A 17,678-nucleotide genomic window follows, 5' to 3' on the forward strand; every position below is an offset into this window, starting at 1 on the left:
CAGAATACATAGGAGCAATTAAAAATTATAGTAATCCCTAATATAGGTTTTTCTTCTTTCGATAATTAGGTACAATAAAGTGAAACTCTAATCAGTGGAGGACCATCCCCACTGATGATTAGTTCAACTAATCGGTTTTTACAGGATAAAGCTACGATGGAAGGGGAGGATATGCTATGCCTGGTACAAGAAGTGGGATTGGAAAGATTCAGGCTTCGTTAAATGGTTTATCACCGAAATTGCGAAGTATTGCCGAACATATTTTGAAACATCCACAAGATGTTGTACATAAATCTATTACAGAATTAGCTGAAGTTACGAATAGTTCCGAAGCTACGATATTCCGCTTATGTAAAAACCTTGGTTTGCAAGGTTTTCAAGATTTAAAGATTACATTAGCTCGTGAAATTGTACATACACCGATGCAAAATATCCATGAAGAGGTATCAGCAGAAGATAGTATGGTAACTGTTGCTAAAAAAGTTTTTCATTCGCATATTACAGGACTGCAAGATACTTTACATTTGCTTAATGAAACGGCACTTGAGCAGGCTGTACGAGCCTTACAAGAAGCAAGTCGAATTGAGTTTTATGGAAATGGTGGCTCTGGTATTATTGCAATGGATGCGTATCATAAGTTTATGAGAACGGGTATTTCTTGTATCGCTCATACTGATTCGCATTTTCAAATTATGGGGGCAGGTTTACTCTCGGAAAATTCAGTTGTTATTGGTATTTCTCATTCTGGTAGCAATAAAGGATTACTTGAAGCGTTAGAAGTAGCGAAAGCAAGAGGAGCCAAAATTATTGCGATTACGAGCTATAAGAAATCAGCATTAAGTCAACTTGCTGATATAACGTTATATACATCAACACGTGAGACTGAATTCCGCACAGAAGCAAGTTCATCACGATTAGCACAGTTAAGCTTATTAGATACTTTGTATGTAGGGTTGTCGTTGCAGCGACAAGAGGAAACTCTAAAAAATTTACAAAGTATACGTGAAACGATTTCGATGAAGCGAATATAAAAAAAGCTCTTCAAATGAAGAGCTTTCAGACTGTAGACAAACTATTTTTGGAGAGTTCAAATGCTAAAAATAGTTTGTTTCTTATTTTAGGGATAATTTATCCAATGGAATTTATATGTAGTGCTTTCTATACTATAATTTACTATAAGTGAGGAAGGTGTCTTATGAAAATATCTGTTTATGTTGCAAGTGCATTTAGCAAGGATCATAAAGGCGGAAATAAAGCAGGAGTGGTATTTATTGAGAATACATTGACCACTACTCAAAAAATGGAAATAGCCAAACAACTGGGCTATGCGGAAACCGCATTTATATCAGAATCTGAAATTGCTGATTATAAATTTGAGTATTTTACACCAAAAGAAGAAGTTGATTTATGTGGTCATGCCACAATTGGCTCTTTCGCGATACTGATGCATTTAAATAAACTTTTCAGGAATCGCTATACGATTGAAACGAACAGCGGTGTTCTTACTATTACTATAAAAGATGACATCATATTCATGGAACAAAATAAACCGATATTCTATGATGTTGTATCTCCAAACGAGTTCATCGACTGTTTTGATAGTAAAGATATAGAAAATAAATACCCAATTCAAATTGTCTCCACGGGCTTAAAAGATATTTTAATTCCTATAAAAAGCGAAACACAATTACATGCACTGCAACCTAATTTTGAAAAAATTAAAGAAATCAGCAAGTATTATAATGTTGTCGGGATGCATCTATATACTTTTAATGACAATCGAATTATATGCAGAAATTTTGCTCCGCTATACGACATCAATGAAGAAGCAGCGACTGGAACTTCGAACGGTGCATTAGCTTGCTACCTTTATGAACAGGACTACTTGAAAAAAGAAGTCTATGTATTTGAACAAGGTTATTCTTTACACTCGCCTTCTGAAATATTAGTTAAATTAGCAACCAATAGCAAAAATAAAATAGAAAAAGTTTATGTTGGTGGCAAAGGATATTACTGTGAAACTAAGTGTTTACATGTAGAAAATATTGAGTGAAGAGCTTTTTTATCGGTGAGAAGTTTGTTAATTTATTTTGTTTTAGAAATATGTGACTTACTTATAGTCAATGATAAACTCTCATTTTTAAAAATTTAAAATAAAGACCGATTTGTGTAATAATTCAAATATTGTTCATAATTTCACAAGTTGTTTATGAAGTGTCATGTTATGATGAAGATGTAATGATGATTGAACACTTAAATTTGGTAGAATAACTAGCCAAAGTAGTGAAGAAAGTAGTTGTGAGATAAACTCATTAAAATGCTAAAACACTAAAGGGGAGATCACATATGAAAGCAGTAGTGGTTAATAAAAACAGCAAAGCAAACATCGAAGTGATTGACAAAGAATTACGTCCGTTACACTCAGGTGAAGCGTTAGTAGATGTAGAGTATTGTGGAGTTTGCCACACTGATTTACACGTTGCGAATCATGATTTTGGTAACACTGATGGCCGTATTCTTGGTCATGAGGGTGTAGGTATTGTTACGAAAATAGCTGATGATGTTACTTCACTAAAGATAGGTGACCGTGTAAGTATTGCATGGATGTTCCAATCTTGTGGACGTTGTGAATATTGCGTAACTGGTAGAGAAACATTTTGCCGTGAAGTTAAAAACGCTGGTTATTCAGTGGATGGTGGTATGGCTGAACAATGTATCGTTACAGCTGATTATGCGGTAAAAGTACCAGAAGGATTAGATCCTGCTCAAGCATCATCAATTACTTGTGCTGGTGTAACTACATATAAAGCTATTAAAGTATCAGATATTAAACCTAGTCAACCTATTGTAATCTATGGCTGCGGTGGATTAGGTAACTTAGCTATCCAATATGCTAAAAATGTATTTGGTGCAAAGGTAATCGCAGTAGATATTAATGACGACAAATTAGCCTTAGCGAAAGAAGTTGGTGCTGATATGACTATCAATCCAATTTCTCAAGGTCCTGCTGATAAAATTGTGCAAGAGGAGTTTGGTGGCGCTTATGCTGCGGTAGTAACAGCAGTCTCTAAAGTAGCCTTTAACTCAGCAGTTGATGCAGTACGTGCTTGCGGTAAAGTAGTTGCAGTAGGGCTACCAGTAGAAACAATGGACTTAAACATCCCACGACTTGTACTGGATGGAATTGAAGTAGTTGGTTCTCTAGTTGGTACTCGTAAAGATTTGGAAGAGGCGTTTATGTTCGGGGCAGAAGGAAAAGTAGTGCCGGTTGTTCAAACTTGTTCTCTAGATAAAGTACAAAATGTATTCGAAGAAATGGAACAAGGTAGAATTCAAGGGCGTATGGTAATTGATTTTAAAAAACATAATTGTGATTGCAAATAATTCACTTTAAATATAAAAAGCATGAGTCTAGCAAATACATGTAAAAAAGTTAGACAGCATAAGAAGATGATCCCTGTATTTAATAGGAATCATCTTCTTTATTTTCTATAATATCAATGCCAATTAATACTTGATTAATGAGAAATGATTAAAGGTTTACTTTATTTGCAAACGAAAAGGAATCTTTATGTTTAACGAATTTTTTATGATCTGGAACGTTTTGAATTGCTACAATTTGCGAATCTCTTGCTTTCAGTGCATCTTGAATCCCGATGGTCATAAGCTTAATAAATAGAATCGTAATAAAGAATGAAGCGAGAGTATAAAAAATAATCCACCATGAAAGATTCATTTCATTACGATTTAATCCAATAAGACCTGCCCAATCATTAGATAGAGAAACAGGTTTGAGCACTCCGTCATAGAGTTCACGCATTTGTATGCCGCCAATTACAATGTTAAGCAACGCTAAATGGATAACGAGTATGAGTGTTTGGACGATATGTTCCATAAATAATACAAATAAGCGGTCAAGTAATAAGACTCGTAAGTGTTTTTTTATAATATGAAAACGACTAGCCCCCAGTAATTGTGAACTTAAGATGTAATCTTGTTTCATAAATTCATCAACTTCTGAGGATATGTATAAAGAAAGTGTAGGCAGAGCGACGAAAATAAGTACGAGTACTTGATAAAACGTAAATGAAATATTTGGATCTACCCCATCAGCATTTGATGTGATTATAATATTAACGGGCGTGATGAGTATGAATGCGATAAATAGAGTTGGAATATAATAAAAAACTTCTGAGCATGACTGGAAAAATCTCTTGAGTTTTGGAGCAAATAAACTTAAGAGGATTCCTATACATGTTCCGCATAAAATTCGAAAGAAGCTAATTGCCATGGCCAATAAAATAGTGAATTTTGCTCCTTCTACAATTTGTAAGAAAACAGACTCTCCAAAACGATCAGATCCAAAAGGTGGAATTAACGATGGCGGAAAGGGGGCCTTTCCAAGTAATTCGTTATTGTCATTGTAAAGTAACTGAGGAGGTTTTGGGATGTTATCTTTAAAGAACCAACTATAAATAAAACTAGCTGAAATAAGTATGAATAGATAAGTAAAGCCGATTAAAAAGAGTTTTGATTTCCAAATAGATTTCATAATGATACTCCTTTCAATTGCTTTTTCCATCTATTCATCATGAATGAGACTATTTGGAAAATGGCGTAAAATGGTAAAACAATCATAACAAGTGTGATAAATGCAGCTGGAGGTGAAACAAACGCCTTATTAAATAAAAATTGAATAATGCCTTCCATATTAAAAACAAATTCTAAAATGAATAAATTAGAAAGTAAGAAAACAAAAATCGTTTTTAAATGGTGGAAGAAGTGGATAGATATATTTTTGAATAAATGAATGCATAGTATATAACTTGATGAAAGGCCTTTTCCATATGCAACCTCTACGTAATGTTTTCCTTGCTCTTCTTTTATGTATAACACCATCATCCGAAACATTTGTAATGTAGGTAAGACAGCTAATGATAAAATAGGGAGTAAATAAGCTCGATTTTCATTAAAAGAAATAATAGTGACAGGAGATTCCCCAAATTTCTGAAGTACCCATATGAAAAATATTTGCAAACAAATCATCATCATCATATCAGGGACAGCTTCTAATATGAACACAATTCGGTTTATCCATTTTTTTATATAATCTTTTGCTAAAAAATAAAAAAATGCCATGCTAGATGATAAAAAGAGAGCAAGAAAAAAGGCTAAAAATAATATAGTAAATGAATATAGGTAAGGTTCTAAAACAGTTGGAAATAATGGTGTTTTTTTGAAATGGCCAAGCTTCGGGTCTGATCCTATAATCACTAATGATTCAGGGGAAAAAACCTGTTTTAACATAGTAACGGTCTGATTAAAAAAATAAATTGGTTGAAAGGTAAATCCTTGTTGAGTGATAAATAAATAAGGTAAATTTAATAATAGTAAGAGTGATAAAAGAATTGATGAAAGCTTAATTGTGAATTGAGATATTTTATTTAACATTAAATCCCTCCGACATCTTTTTACAACATTATACAATAAATTTCGTGTTATTGTTTTTATTTTTCTGAAAAATAAAAATACTTTTCGGTTTTATAGTATGCAAGATATATTTACAAGGTAAAAAAGTGATAGTAGGGGGGCCACGCTCTATGTTTATCAAGATAAAAGACTAGTGAACCTAAAACAATAAATAAGAGCAAAATGCACAGAATTCTCATTCTGCGGTTAGTTACTTTTCTTGGCTTGATGGTGATGTTACGTGACCGCTAAAAATGAATATTGCTTTTCAACTCTTTCTTCAAGCAAATAAGTAGAACGTATGGAGGACTATGTATGTGTTGTTAATGAGAGGAAAGAGTGTATTGCGTAACGAATATAACGTAATTTTACCCCATGGAAAAGCTAAATGTAGTATATAAGTGAAATGGAATGAGGGGATTTATTTTTTGATATGAAAAAAATTTTCTTTTTATAACTTGATAAATGAAAAAATATTTTATATACTAATTCATGTAAACGGTTTACTAAATCGTATTTTGCTAGAAATGAAGGGAAGATTCGCATGGAAACAAGGGGGAGAGTAATCGGGATTGATATCGGTACCACAAGTACAAAAACGGTTGTGTTCACAGAAAAAGGAAAAGTCATTGCATCACATGCAATCGATTACCCAATTATTCAACCGAATGTAGGATGGGCTGAGCAAGATCCTGATGTAATATGTGCCGCTGTATACAAAAGTGTAAGCGTTGCCATTGAAAAAGGTAATGTATTACCAGAAGATATTTCTTCAATCGGTATTAGTACAGCTATGCACGCATTAATTGCAGTAGATGAAAATGGTGCGCCATTAACGCGTTCTATCATTTGGGCAGATAATCGAAGTACGAAGCAATCAGAAAAATTATTACAACAAATGAATGGGCATGAAATTTATAGACGTACAGGTACACCGATTCATCCGATGTCACCACTTTCTAAATTGTTATGGATGAAAGAAGAGGAACCAGAGTTATATACAAGTGCCTATAAATTCATTTCCATTAAAGAGTATGTGATTTACCAATTATTTTCACGCTACGTAGTTGATTATTCGATTGCTTCTGCTACGGGGTTATTTAATTTAGAAACATTAAACTGGGATAAAGATGTTTTAACTATGTTACATATGTCACCAGAAAAATTATCAACCCCTGTACCAACTACATATATTTTATCAGGTATGAAGCCAGAATTAGCACAGGAGATGGGGATAAGTGCAGAAACACCAATTGTCATCGGAGCAAGTGATGGGGTTCTTGCAAATGTAGGAGTTGGTGCGATATCACCGGGTGCGGCTGCAATTACGATTGGAACGAGTGGTGCGGTTCGAACAATCTCATCAAATATAAATACAGATGAGAAAGGGAGAACGTTTTGTTACGCATTAACAGATGAGCACTGGGTAATCGGTGGTCCAACGAATAACGGCGGAATATTACTGAGATGGTTACGTGATGAATTTGGTAGTCCAGAGCAAGAAGTAGCAAGAAAGCTCGGCATTGATCCTTATGATTTATTAATTAAATATGCAGAAAGCGTACCAGCTGGAGCGGATGGGCTATTGTTCTTACCTTTCTTATCTGGAGAACGCGCACCTTACTGGAATGCAAATGCTCGTGGTACATTCTTTGGAATCAATCTTCAGCATAAGCGAGAACATTTTATACGTGCAGTGATGGAAGGTGTTTGTATGAGTGTATATTCAGTAGCACTCGCAATCAGGGATTGTACAGGGCCACTTACTGAAATACGAGTTTCAGGAGGGTTTGCAAAATCTGCATTTTGGAGACAAATGTTGTCCGATATGATGGGAAAAGAATTGCTTGTACCTGAAAGTCATGAAGCATCTGCGCTTGGGGCAGCGGCAGTCGCTTTATATGCTGTAGGAAAAATTGATTCTCTTGAAGAGGTAAAGGATTGGATTGATATTGTCCACCACCATGTACCGAATAAAGAAAATACGGCTATATATTTAGAAATGTTTTATATGTATGAACGACTTTACAATCGCTTGAAAGAAGAATTTGATTGTATAGCTGCTTTCCAACGTAAAAAATAGGGGGATTGGGAGAAATGGTAGTTGGGATCGTACTAGCGGCAGTTGTCATACTACTTTTACTTATTACGGTAGTAAAATGGCATCCATTTGTCGCATTAATTTTAACAGCAATTGGTGTAGGATTAGCAATGGGAATGCCTTTAATTGGAACTTCACCAAAAGATCCAGGAATTATTGATTCTATTAAACTAGGACTTGGTAATACGTTAGGATTTTTAGCAATAGTTTTAGCACTAGGAACGATGCTTGGAAAAATGATGGCCGAATCTGGTGGTGCTGAACGTATCGCTAACACATTAATTAATCGTTTTGGGAAGAAACGAGTTCACTGGGCGATGATGTTCGTTGCATTTTTAGTAGGGATTCCGGTATTTTTCCAAGTTGGATTTGTACTATTAATTCCGTTAGTATTTACAATTGCATTAGAAACAGGGGTATCACTTATTACAATCGGTATCCCGCTAGTAGCAGGACTATCCGTTGTGCACGGACTAGTGCCGCCGCATCCAGCGGCAATGGCGGCAGTTGGTATTTTTAAAGCAGATGTAGGGAAGACAATTTTATATGCATTAATTGTCGGACTTCCAACTGCAATTATTTCAGGTCCACTTTACGGGAAATGGATTGGTGCTCGTATACATAAGGAAGTACCATTAGATATAGCGGAGCAATTTATTGAAAAAGATAATAAAAAAGAGCTTCCAAGCTTTGGGAATACATTGTTTACAATTTTACTTCCAGTATTTCTTATGCTGGGTGCATCAATAGCGGAAGTTGCATTAAATAAAACAAGTCAACTAGCACAAGTATTACACTTTATTGGAGATCCGATTGTCGCTTTATTAATTGCAACCATTTACTCTTTCTTTAGTCTTGGATATGCAAAAGGTTTCTCAAAAGATAAAGTGTTACAATTTACAAATGATTGCCTTGGACCTATTGCAAACATATTGTTAGTTATTGGTGCAGGCGGCGCATTTAATAAAGTACTATTAGATTCTGGAATTGGAACGACAATTGCAGATATGGCGAAAGAATCACATATTTCACCGATATTATTAGGGTGGGGAATTGCGGCACTTATTCGAATTGCAACTGGATCGGCAACTGTTTCTATGATGACAGCAGCTGGTATTGTTGCGCCGATTGCAGCAAGCACACCAGGTGTAAATGTTGAATTATTAGCACTTGCAACTGGTGCAGGGTCATTAATTTTATCACACGTGAATGATTCAGGATTTTGGATGATTAAAGAGTATTTCGGAATGACTGTGAAAGAAACATTATTAACATGGACTGCAATGGAGACTATATTATCTGTAGTAGCACTTGGGCTAATTTCGATATTAAATATATTTGTATAGAATAGGAGATTGATTAATATGAAACTAGGTTTAATTGGATTAGGAAAAATGGGATTCCCATTAGCTGAACACTTATATGAAGACAAGCATGAAGTAGTTGTATACGATGTAAATAAAGAGCTTGTTGAAAAGGCAGGAAAACTAGGAATTACTGCACGTCATACATTAAAAGAAATGATCGCTGAACTAGAAGCTCCTCGTACAATTTGGGTAATGGTGCCTGCAGGAGAAGTTGTAGAGTCAGTACTAAAAGATGTTTATCCGTTATTAGATGAAGGTGATATCGTTATTGAAGGCGGAAATTCATTCTATAAAGATACGTTACGCCGTGCTGAAGAAGCAAAAAGCTTCGGATTACATTATGTAGATATCGGTACATCAGGCGGTGTAGAAGGAGCTAGATACGGTGCTTGCTTAATGGTTGGTGGAGAAAAAGAAATTTACGACCAATTAGAACCTTTATTTAAAGATTTAGCAGTAGAAAATGGCTATTCTTATGCTGGCCGTGTTGGTAGTGGTCATTTCTTAAAAATGGTTCATAACGGTATTGAGTACGGCATGATGCAAGCAATCGCTGAAGGATTTGAAGTACTAGATAAGAGTGACTTTGATTTCAATTATGAAGATGTTGCAAAAGTATGGGCGAATGGATCAGTTATCCGTGGTTGGTTAATGGACTTAACTGAAAAAGCATTTGCAGAAGATCCGAAACTAGATGGCATTAAAGGTGTAATGAACTCTTCAGGAGAAGGAAAATGGACTGTTGAAACTGCACTTGAACTTCAAGCTGCAGCACCAGTAATCGCTATGTCATTATTTATGCGCTATCGTTCTCAGGAAGATGATACATTCCATGGAAAAGTAGTTTCAGCACTACGTAATCAGTTCGGTGGACATGAAGTTGTGAAAAAATAAGGATGTTTTTGAAAAGAAACTTGTGCATAAGCGCAAGTTTCTTTTTTATAGTTTAAGAAACTACTAATTTAAAAATACCAATCAATCATCGTTTTTTTGTCACAAATGACAATAACCTCCTCTTAGACTTTGAAATGTACGGATTCCCGCATTATGTTTTTTTGTATTGATTGTATCAAATATAAAGCGCTGCATGAAATATATCTCAACATAAAAGTAAGAATAAATAAAATGAAGTTTTCATAAATAGTAAAAGGGTGCTTATGTCATCAGTATAGCTAAGAAATGTTGTTACATATGAGAAGAGCGTGTTAATAAAATATGAGGTGGTTAAATGGGAAATGAGCAAGTGAAGTCTGTAAAGGAAGAAAAAAAGTTATGTCTTTGTATGATCGTCAAAAATGAGTCTAGAATTATGGAAAGATGTTTAAATGCAACAAAATCAGTTGTAGACTTTGTTTCTATTTGTGATACTGGATCGACGGATAATACGCCTGAAATTATTGAAAATTGGTGTAAGGAAAATGAGATACCTGGGACGGTTCATCATGAGCCGTTTAAAAACTTTGGTTATAACAGAAGCTTAGCTGTTTCGTTAGCGCAAAAAACATACCCAGAAGCAGATTATTTATTAATATTAGATGCGGATATGATTTTAGAGGTTGATCCGAATTTCGATAAAACGAGCTTAACGGAAGATCATTATCTTACATTACAATATGATGTTCATATTAAATATTGGCTTACACGTCTTTTGAAAGCTTCTTTACCATGGAAATCTGTCGGTGTTACTCATGAGTATTGGGATATAGATCGTTCAAAAGTTGGAGCGAATTACAATACGAGGGTAGCTCGGTTAGAGACTCTTGTCGTGAATGATCCCGGAGATGGCGGGAGCAAAGCTGATAAATTTGAAAGAGATGAGAGGTTGTTGTTACAAGGAATAAACGACCCAGAAACAACGCCAGATTTGCATATAAGATATTTATTTTATTTAGCTCAGACTTATTTTCATTTAAGTCAATTTGAGAATTCAATTAAATGGTATAAAAAACGAGTGGAAGCAGGAGGATGGGTTGAAGAGGTATTCTATTCGTTATTGCGAATAGGATTTTGTTATGAGCAGTTAGCAAATCGTTCAGCAAATAAACAAAATGAAGTGACAGATGCTGATGAAAAAGAAACTGTTAAAGGGCAAGAAGAGCAATATTTAGCATTAGCTGTTTTTTATTTTCAAAAAGCTTGGGAATATAGACCAACCCGGGCTGAACCATTATACCAACTTGCAAGGTTGTATCGATTACGATCTCAAAACAATATTGCTTTGATGTATGCTCTGCAAGGGAAGGAAATTCCTTTTCCAAAGGATGATCTACTATTTGTAGATTATCATGTGTATGATTACTTATTTGACTATGAAATTTCTATTAGTGCTTTCTATATACCTCATAAAAAACATTTAGGGGCGGTGTCGCAAAAGTATTTGGAATCGATAAAAGAAAAGATTCCATTTCATATAGCAAATATAGTAGAGAATAATGCGAAATTTTATTAAATACATTTTCGATTAAAGGAGTAGTGGAGTAATCATGGAATTAATGCGATGGGCGATTGAACTAGGAGAATCGGTGCATGGAAATACGTATGAAGAAATGATGCCACTACTAGACTATTATTATGATCGTGATCATTTAAAAGCGTATTGTATCGCAAATCTTCTTTTAAACATGGATGTATTAGATGAGGACCGGGAAAGAATCGAATTAAGAAGATGCATTGCTGCTTATTATGCTGGATTATATAAAGTAGCAAGAAAACATGCAAATGAGTTGGTACTTAAACATCCAGATGTAGATTTATATAAAAATAATTTAAGATTAATGGAAGTTTATTTGAATAAAGAATATGATTATTGTCTTTTTATATGCCCAAAGACATACGGTAGTTTCATAGATGTTGCGCGAGCTTTAAAGTGGCGGTTGGAGCAGGAGGGAAATACAGTAATTATATCAGAAACAATACTGGAAAATGTAAAGAATACAGTTGTTTTTGGAGCACATACATACGCATATAACCCGAACCTTCTTCCGAAAGATGCAATTGTTTATAATTTAGAACAGCTATACGAAGGAAGTCCATATGCGCACCCCCTTTATTTAATATTATTAAAAGATAGAGTGATTTGGGATTATAGTAAACAAAATATAGAATGGCTTAAACAAAAAGGGGTAGGAAAAGAAATAAAACATGTAGAAATGAACTACGCTCCAACTTTGGAAATAAAAAAAGATGCGTTTGAAGATGAGATTATTGAAGATATTGATATTCTGTTTATAGGTGCTCTTAATCCGAGGCGACAAGCTATTTTTGATCATCTAAAAGCGATTGCCCCGAATTTAAATATAGTTTTTAAAAATAATGCGTGGGGAATTGTTAGAAATGAATTGATTGCTAGAGCTAAAATTATATTAAATATTCATTTTTATTTATCAGGAATTCTTGAAACACCTCGCGTGTCTTATGCAGTCGCAAATAAGAAATTTATTATTTCCGAAAATAGTAATCCAGAAGATGAGGTAGAGTGGCCAGGAATTGTGTTTACTCCGTACGAAAAAATAATTGAAAACGTAATGAAATATATAGAATTACCAGAAGAACGGAAAAGATTAGCGGAAAAAGCATATAATCATTTTGAAGCAAATGAAAGTTTAGGTACATTGAGCATGAGAGATGAAACAAAGTAATTGTACGAAACTCATACGAAAGTATGAGTTCTTTTTTGTTTATCATACTATTTTATGAAACAAGTTAACTCTTTATATTGTATTTTGTATAGAAATTTCTGATAATATATAAGTAGAACTTGAAAACAAAGGGGAGAAATAATCATGAAACTAGTCGTTATTAACGGTACACCAAGAAAATTTGGTAGAACTCGCGTGGTGGCAAAATATATTGCGGATCAATTTGAAGGGGAATTATATGATTTAGCAATTGAGGAGTTACCTTTATACAATGGAGAAGAGTCACAACGTGATTTAGAGGCAGTGAAAAAATTAAAAACGTTAGTGAAAGCTGCGGATGGGGTTGTATTATGTACACCAGAATATCATAATGCGATGAGTGGTGCGCTGAAAAACTCTTTAGATTACTTAAGTAGTAGTGAATTTATTCATAAACCAGTTGCATTGTTAGCGGTTGCTGGTGGCGGTAAAGGTGGAATAAATGCATTAAACAGCATGCGAACTGTCGCTAGAGGTGTTTATGCAAATGCAATCCCAAAACAAGTTGTGCTTGATGGATTACATGTGCAAGATGGTGAACTTGGGGAAGATGCAAAACCATTAATTCATGATGTAGTTAAAGAATTGAAAGCATATATGAGCGTATATAAAGAGGTGAAAAAACAACTAGGAGTGGAGTGATATGTCCTCACTTTATCATGATTCTCGCTTGTATTACGTTCTAGGAGCCAATAGTCTATCTGCTATTGGTTCCGGAATTGTTATGATAACGATTCCTTGGCTGTTAATTAAAGAGAGTGGAGGAGAGACAACATTTGGTTATGTTTCTATCATTGCAACCCTCATTATGTTTTTATTAACACCATTCATTGGGCAAAGTATTGATCGTTTTTCAAGAAAATCTTTATTGCTATGTAACGAAGGAATCGGAATAGCCGTAATCGGAATAATGGTTATATGGGGATTTGCTGGGCAACCTTATCATTCTATTCACTATATTCTTATTTATATAGCCGGATCATTCTACTATTTATTATTTTATCCTACAATATTTGCGTTCAACCAAGAGATATTTCAAGCAGAACATTATAAAAGTTTAAGTGGAACGATGGAAATACAAGGACAGTTAACACAAGTTATTTCTGGAGCGGCCGCGAGCTTCTTAATTGAAATTGTATCTTTGAAGTGGATTTTGTTAGTAGACATGTTAACTTTTGCTGGAGCATTTTTTCTTTTCTTATGTATACCGTACGTAAAGAAAAAAGAAGTGAAAAGAAAAATAACATTTAAGAAGCAATTGTTTGAAGGAATTCACTTTATGAAAAAACGTCCTAAGCTCTTTTGGTTCTTACTGGCCACTTATATGCCGTTTATAGGTGTTATGATGGCAAATTATTTAATACCAGTTTATATTTCGGATATACTTAAAGCCAATGCCTCTGTATACGCAATAGAGGGGATGATGTACGGTGTCGGAGCGGTTGTTGCAGGAATCTGTATTCCACTCATAATGAAATATGTAAAAACAGAAGTTTCAATCGTTATGACGATGTTCATTTATGTAATTTCAATTACCGCAATGATTATTGAACCTTCCGTAATTTTCTTATATGGACTTGCAATTTTTCAAGCAGTTGGAAATGCGGGTACAAGAGTGGCGAGAAATGTATTGATGATGGAGGAAATTCCAAACGAAGTAATGGGACGTGTAGACAGCTTATTTCGCTTAATTGGTACTGGAATACGAATTGTATTATTAATGCTGTTTACAGCGGGTGTATCTAAAGCCGGAGTAATGCTTCCATTTTACGTATTAAGCTGCATATTGATCTTCTCATTAGGAATCGCTATTTATTATGTACTATCACAACGTAAAGTAGCGGCGAATGTTTCTAATAAATCAATCGTTTAAAAAACACTTCTGCCGCCCTTTCTTTTTCTGTATAATAAAAAGAAAGGGAGTGCAAACTTATTTATGAACAAATGGATCTTTCTTATCATTTTATTATTACCGCCACTATATATCATTTATATGACGTTTCGAATGAACAAAGTTGCTCGTGAAAAGTTGAGCTATCACTCTCCGTACGTTCTTATACTGGGTGCAAAGTTATTTGGAGATAGACCGTCTTTATCTCTTCAAAATCGTTTGGATGTAGCGTTGGAGTATTTATTTTCCCATCCTGAAGCGAAAGTAATTGTTTCAGGTGGTCAAGGAGAAGATGAAGATATACCGGAAGCTCACAGCATGAGAAACTATTTAATGGTACACGGTATAGATGAGAGTCGTATTTTAATAGAAGATCAATCTACAAATACGTATGAAAACTTAAAGTTTAGTATGGATTTATATAATGTGAAACATGCGGTAGTTGTAAGTAATACGTATCATTTATATCGAACGAAAATAATTGCAAAGCGTTTAGGCATGAAGATGGAGGCACTAGCTGCTGAAACACCAATTCGTTCTAAGAGAAAAATGTATGTTCGCGAATATGCTGCTATAATGAAAACAATATTGTTCGACCGTTAGAGCTCAAATGTGAGCTCTTTTTTAATTTAAAAGCGTATCATTTGAAATGAATGCCATATTCCATCAAAATAAAGGAAACAACAGTAAAGGAGTTGTATTTGTGATTCAATTTAATCATGTGTCAAAATCGTATGAAGATGGCACGAAAGCAGTGGATTCATTGCATTTAGAAATTAAAAAGGGAGAATTTTTTGTTCTCATCGGTCCGAGTGGTTGCGGGAAAACAACGACAATGAAGATGATTAATCGTTTAATCGAAACGACTGAAGGATCGATTTTAATCGATGGAAAAGATATTCAACAATATAATATAAACGAATTACGTTGGGATATAGGATACGTGTTGCAACAGATTGCTTTGTTTCCTCATATGACAATTGCTGAAAATATTGCAGTTGTTCCTGAAATGAGGCAATGGAGCAAAAAAGAAATTAAAGCACGCGTCGATGACTTGTTACATATGGTTGGATTAGATCCGGATATTTATCGAAATCGTATGCCTGATGAATTGTCAGGAGGACAAAAACAACGTGTCGGTGTCGTGCGAGCATTAGCTGCAAACCCGAAAATCATTCTTATGGATGAACCATTTAGTGCGTTAGATCCATTAAGTAGGGAACAGCTTCAGAAGGATATTGTACAGTTGCAAAAAAAGATTCAAAAAACAATCGTATTCGTAACACATGATATGCAAGAAGCATTATCACTTGGAGATCGCATTTGTATTATGAAAGAAGGAAAAGTTGTTCAACTAGATACACCAGAAGGAATTATACATAATCCGAAAAATGAATTTGTAGAGGAATTCATTGGAAATCGTGGGCGAACTTGGTATGAGGGGAAAAGTATAGCAGATGTATTGCCACTTGATCAAAGTGTGCAATTAGAAGGGCAGGCGCTATCATTACATTCTTCCTTACAAGAAGCACTAGTTCGTGTGCGTGATGAAGAGGTCGTTCCAGTTGAAGAAAACGGTCAATATATTGGAGCGTTAACAAGTCGTCATATTGTCAATTACATTGTTGAACAAATGAAGGAAAGAGGCTAAACAGTGACTAATTTTATACAAACGTTCCAAGAACGAAAAATAGAATTACTAACTGCATTAAGTGAGCATTTACAAATATCGCTTATTTCATTATTTTTTGCAGTAATTATAGCAGTGCCACTTGGCATCTTATTAACAAGAAAAGAACGAATGGCTGAATTTATAATAGGAACTTCTGCAGTAATGCAGACAGTGCCATCACTTGCATTGCTTGGACTCTTAATTCCGTTAGTAGGAATCGGAAAACTTCCAGCGATTATCGCATTAGTTGTGTATGCACTATTACCTATTTTACGAAATACATATACAGGAATAAGGGAATTAGATGAATCTCTAATAGAAGCCGCGAAAGCTATGGGGATGAATAGTTGGAGAAGATTGTGGAAGGTAGAACTTCCTCTTGCATTGCCTATTATTATGGCCGGTATTCGTACAGCGATGGTATTAATTGTTGGAACGGCTACATTAGCAGCTCTCATTGGTGCTGGTGGGCTCGGTAAGCTTATATTATTAGGTATAGATCGAAATGATCATGCACTTATCATTTTAGGGGCCGTACCAGCCGCGTTACTCGCTTTATTCTTTGATATAGTACTTCGCATACTTGAACGACCGAAACGCTCTTCTAAGCGTGTTATATTGACGATATGTATTGTTTGTATAATGATTGCTTCTCCATTTCTTTGGAGTACCGAAAAGAAAGATATTGTTATTGCGGGCAAACTTGGATCAGAACCTGAAATTTTAATTCAAATGTATAAGCAGCTTATTGAACAAGATACAGATTTACACGTACAATTAAAACCAGGTCTTGGGAAAACAGCATTTGTATTTGAAGCGTTGAAATCAGGGGAAGTAGATATATACCCAGAATTTTCAGGAACAGCTTTATCTACTTTCGTGAAAGAAGAACCAAAGAGTACAAATCGTGATGAAGTATATGAGCAGGCTCGCGTTGGAATGGAAAAGAAATATAATATGATTATGTTGAAGCCAATGGAGTATAACAATACATATGCACTAGCCATGCCGAAAAAAATAGCAGATCAAAAGAATATAAATACAATTTCTGATTTAGGGAATGTTGCGCAGGAAGCCAAAGTAGGATTTACATTGGAATTTGCTGATCGTGAAGATGGTTATAAAGGAATGCAAAAATTATATAACTATAAGTTCTCGAATGTTAAAACGATGGAGCCGAAGCTGCGTTATAGCGCAATTGAATCTGGAGATGTTAACGTAATTGATGCATATTCAACAGATAGTGAATTGGAGCAATACGGACTGAAAGTGCTAAAAGATGATAAAGGGTTATTCCCACCTTATCAAGGAGCACCATTATTAAGAAAAGAAACGTTACAGAAATATCCTGAACTTGAAAAGGTATTAAATAAATTATCTGGAAAGATTACAGATGAAGAAATGCGAAAAATGAATTATGAAGTTAACGTAAATGGTAAAAGTAGTGAAGAAGTCGCAAAACAATTTTTACAAAAAGAGAATTTACTTCGTTAAATTTACA

15 protein-coding genes and 1 pseudogene are annotated in these 17,678 nt (G+C 34.7%); 13 read left to right on the top strand and 3 right to left on the bottom strand.

The annotated features are described in order from the left end of the window. Positions 1-176: 176 nt before the first annotated feature. From N2V80_RS10865 to adhP, 3 genes are all read left to right on the top strand, one after another. Positions 177-1,031, top strand: a complete 855-nt coding sequence (locus tag N2V80_RS10865) for a MurR/RpiR family transcriptional regulator (RefSeq protein WP_001119646.1) — start codon at positions 177-179, stop codon at positions 1,029-1,031. A gap of 164 nt (positions 1,032-1,195) precedes the next feature. Next, positions 1,196-2,053 (top strand): PhzF family phenazine biosynthesis protein, encoded by an 858-nt coding sequence (locus N2V80_RS10870; protein WP_000704316.1) that lies wholly within the window; start codon positions 1,196-1,198, stop codon positions 2,051-2,053. Positions 2,054-2,346: 293 nt separating this feature from the next. Continuing rightward, positions 2,347-3,384 (top strand): alcohol dehydrogenase AdhP, encoded by a 1,038-nt coding sequence (gene adhP / locus N2V80_RS10875; protein ID WP_000649109.1) that lies wholly within the window; start codon positions 2,347-2,349, stop codon positions 3,382-3,384. 148 nt (positions 3,385-3,532) lie between these two features. Here the strand turns inward: adhP and N2V80_RS10880 are convergent, their stop codons facing one another. Next, positions 3,533-4,552, bottom strand: a complete 1,020-nt coding sequence (locus N2V80_RS10880) for an ABC transporter permease (protein WP_000836555.1) — start codon at positions 4,550-4,552, stop codon at positions 3,533-3,535. Beyond that, on the bottom strand, positions 4,549-5,451 hold the full coding sequence (locus N2V80_RS10885; RefSeq protein WP_003312013.1) for an ABC transporter permease subunit: 903 nt from the start codon (positions 5,449-5,451) through the stop codon (positions 4,549-4,551). The genes N2V80_RS10880 and N2V80_RS10885 overlap by 4 nt, the downstream gene beginning before the upstream one ends. 562 nt (positions 5,452-6,013) lie before the next feature. Here N2V80_RS10885 and gntK point away from each other — a divergent pair. Genes gntK through gnd form a run of 3 tightly spaced genes read left to right on the top strand, consistent with a single transcriptional unit; the run spans position 6,014 to position 9,831 of the window. Then, the gene (gntK, locus tag N2V80_RS10890) at positions 6,014-7,552 is read left to right on the top strand and encodes a gluconokinase (protein WP_061654589.1); all 1,539 of its coding nucleotides are present in this window, start codon (positions 6,014-6,016) and stop codon (positions 7,550-7,552) included. Between the two features lie 14 nt (positions 7,553-7,566). Next, positions 7,567-8,916 carry a GntP family permease gene (locus N2V80_RS10895; RefSeq protein WP_000260202.1) on the top strand — a complete coding sequence of 450 codons (1,350 nt, stop codon included), beginning with the start codon at positions 7,567-7,569 and terminating at the stop codon, positions 8,914-8,916. 18 nt (positions 8,917-8,934) lie between these two features. After that, a complete protein-coding gene (gnd, locus tag N2V80_RS10900) occupies positions 8,935-9,831 on the top strand; it encodes a phosphogluconate dehydrogenase (NAD(+)-dependent, decarboxylating) (RefSeq protein ID WP_000765995.1) in 897 nt (298 codons plus the stop codon). Positions 9,832-9,942: 111 nt separating this feature from the next. Here gnd and N2V80_RS10905 read toward each other — a convergent pair. Continuing rightward, positions 9,943-10,026: pseudogene (locus N2V80_RS10905) on the bottom strand (DUF2711 domain-containing protein); the annotation flags it as partial. Positions 10,027-10,165: 139 nt separating this feature from the next. On the opposite strand from N2V80_RS10905, the gene N2V80_RS10910 reads away from it, so the two are divergent. The 7 genes from N2V80_RS10910 to N2V80_RS10940 all read left to right on the top strand — a co-directional run bounded on the left by N2V80_RS10910 (position 10,166) and on the right by N2V80_RS10940 (position 17,671). Beyond that, positions 10,166-11,386, top strand: coding sequence for a glycosyltransferase (locus N2V80_RS10910; protein ID WP_061654588.1), 1,221 nt, complete (start codon positions 10,166-10,168; stop codon positions 11,384-11,386). 34 nt (positions 11,387-11,420) lie between these two features. Next, the gene (locus N2V80_RS10915) at positions 11,421-12,575 is read left to right on the top strand and encodes a DNA-binding protein (RefSeq protein WP_098560057.1); all 1,155 of its coding nucleotides are present in this window, start codon (positions 11,421-11,423) and stop codon (positions 12,573-12,575) included. A 144-nt stretch (positions 12,576-12,719) separates the two neighbouring features. Next, positions 12,720-13,256 carry an NADPH-dependent FMN reductase gene (locus N2V80_RS10920; protein WP_000780355.1) on the top strand — a complete coding sequence of 179 codons (537 nt, stop codon included), beginning with the start codon at positions 12,720-12,722 and terminating at the stop codon, positions 13,254-13,256. A gap of 1 nt (position 13,257) precedes the next feature. Beyond that, positions 13,258-14,487, top strand: a complete 1,230-nt coding sequence (locus tag N2V80_RS10925) for an MFS transporter (RefSeq protein WP_061655257.1) — start codon at positions 13,258-13,260, stop codon at positions 14,485-14,487. A gap of 63 nt (positions 14,488-14,550) precedes the next feature. After that, complete coding sequence (locus N2V80_RS10930) at positions 14,551-15,108, top strand: YdcF family protein (protein WP_001045713.1); 558 nt, start codon at positions 14,551-14,553, stop codon at positions 15,106-15,108. Between the two features lie 100 nt (positions 15,109-15,208). Continuing rightward, the gene (locus N2V80_RS10935) at positions 15,209-16,156 is read left to right on the top strand and encodes an ABC transporter ATP-binding protein (RefSeq protein ID WP_016109908.1); all 948 of its coding nucleotides are present in this window, start codon (positions 15,209-15,211) and stop codon (positions 16,154-16,156) included. 3 nt (positions 16,157-16,159) lie between these two features. Continuing rightward, positions 16,160-17,671, top strand: coding sequence for an ABC transporter permease/substrate-binding protein (locus N2V80_RS10940; protein ID WP_000181015.1), 1,512 nt, complete (start codon positions 16,160-16,162; stop codon positions 17,669-17,671). The last annotated feature ends 7 nt before the right edge of the window (positions 17,672-17,678 follow it).

Source organism: Bacillus sp. FSL W8-0640, from assembly GCF_038007725.1.
GTDB lineage: Bacteria > Bacillota > Bacilli > Bacillales > Bacillaceae_G > Bacillus_A > Bacillus_A cereus.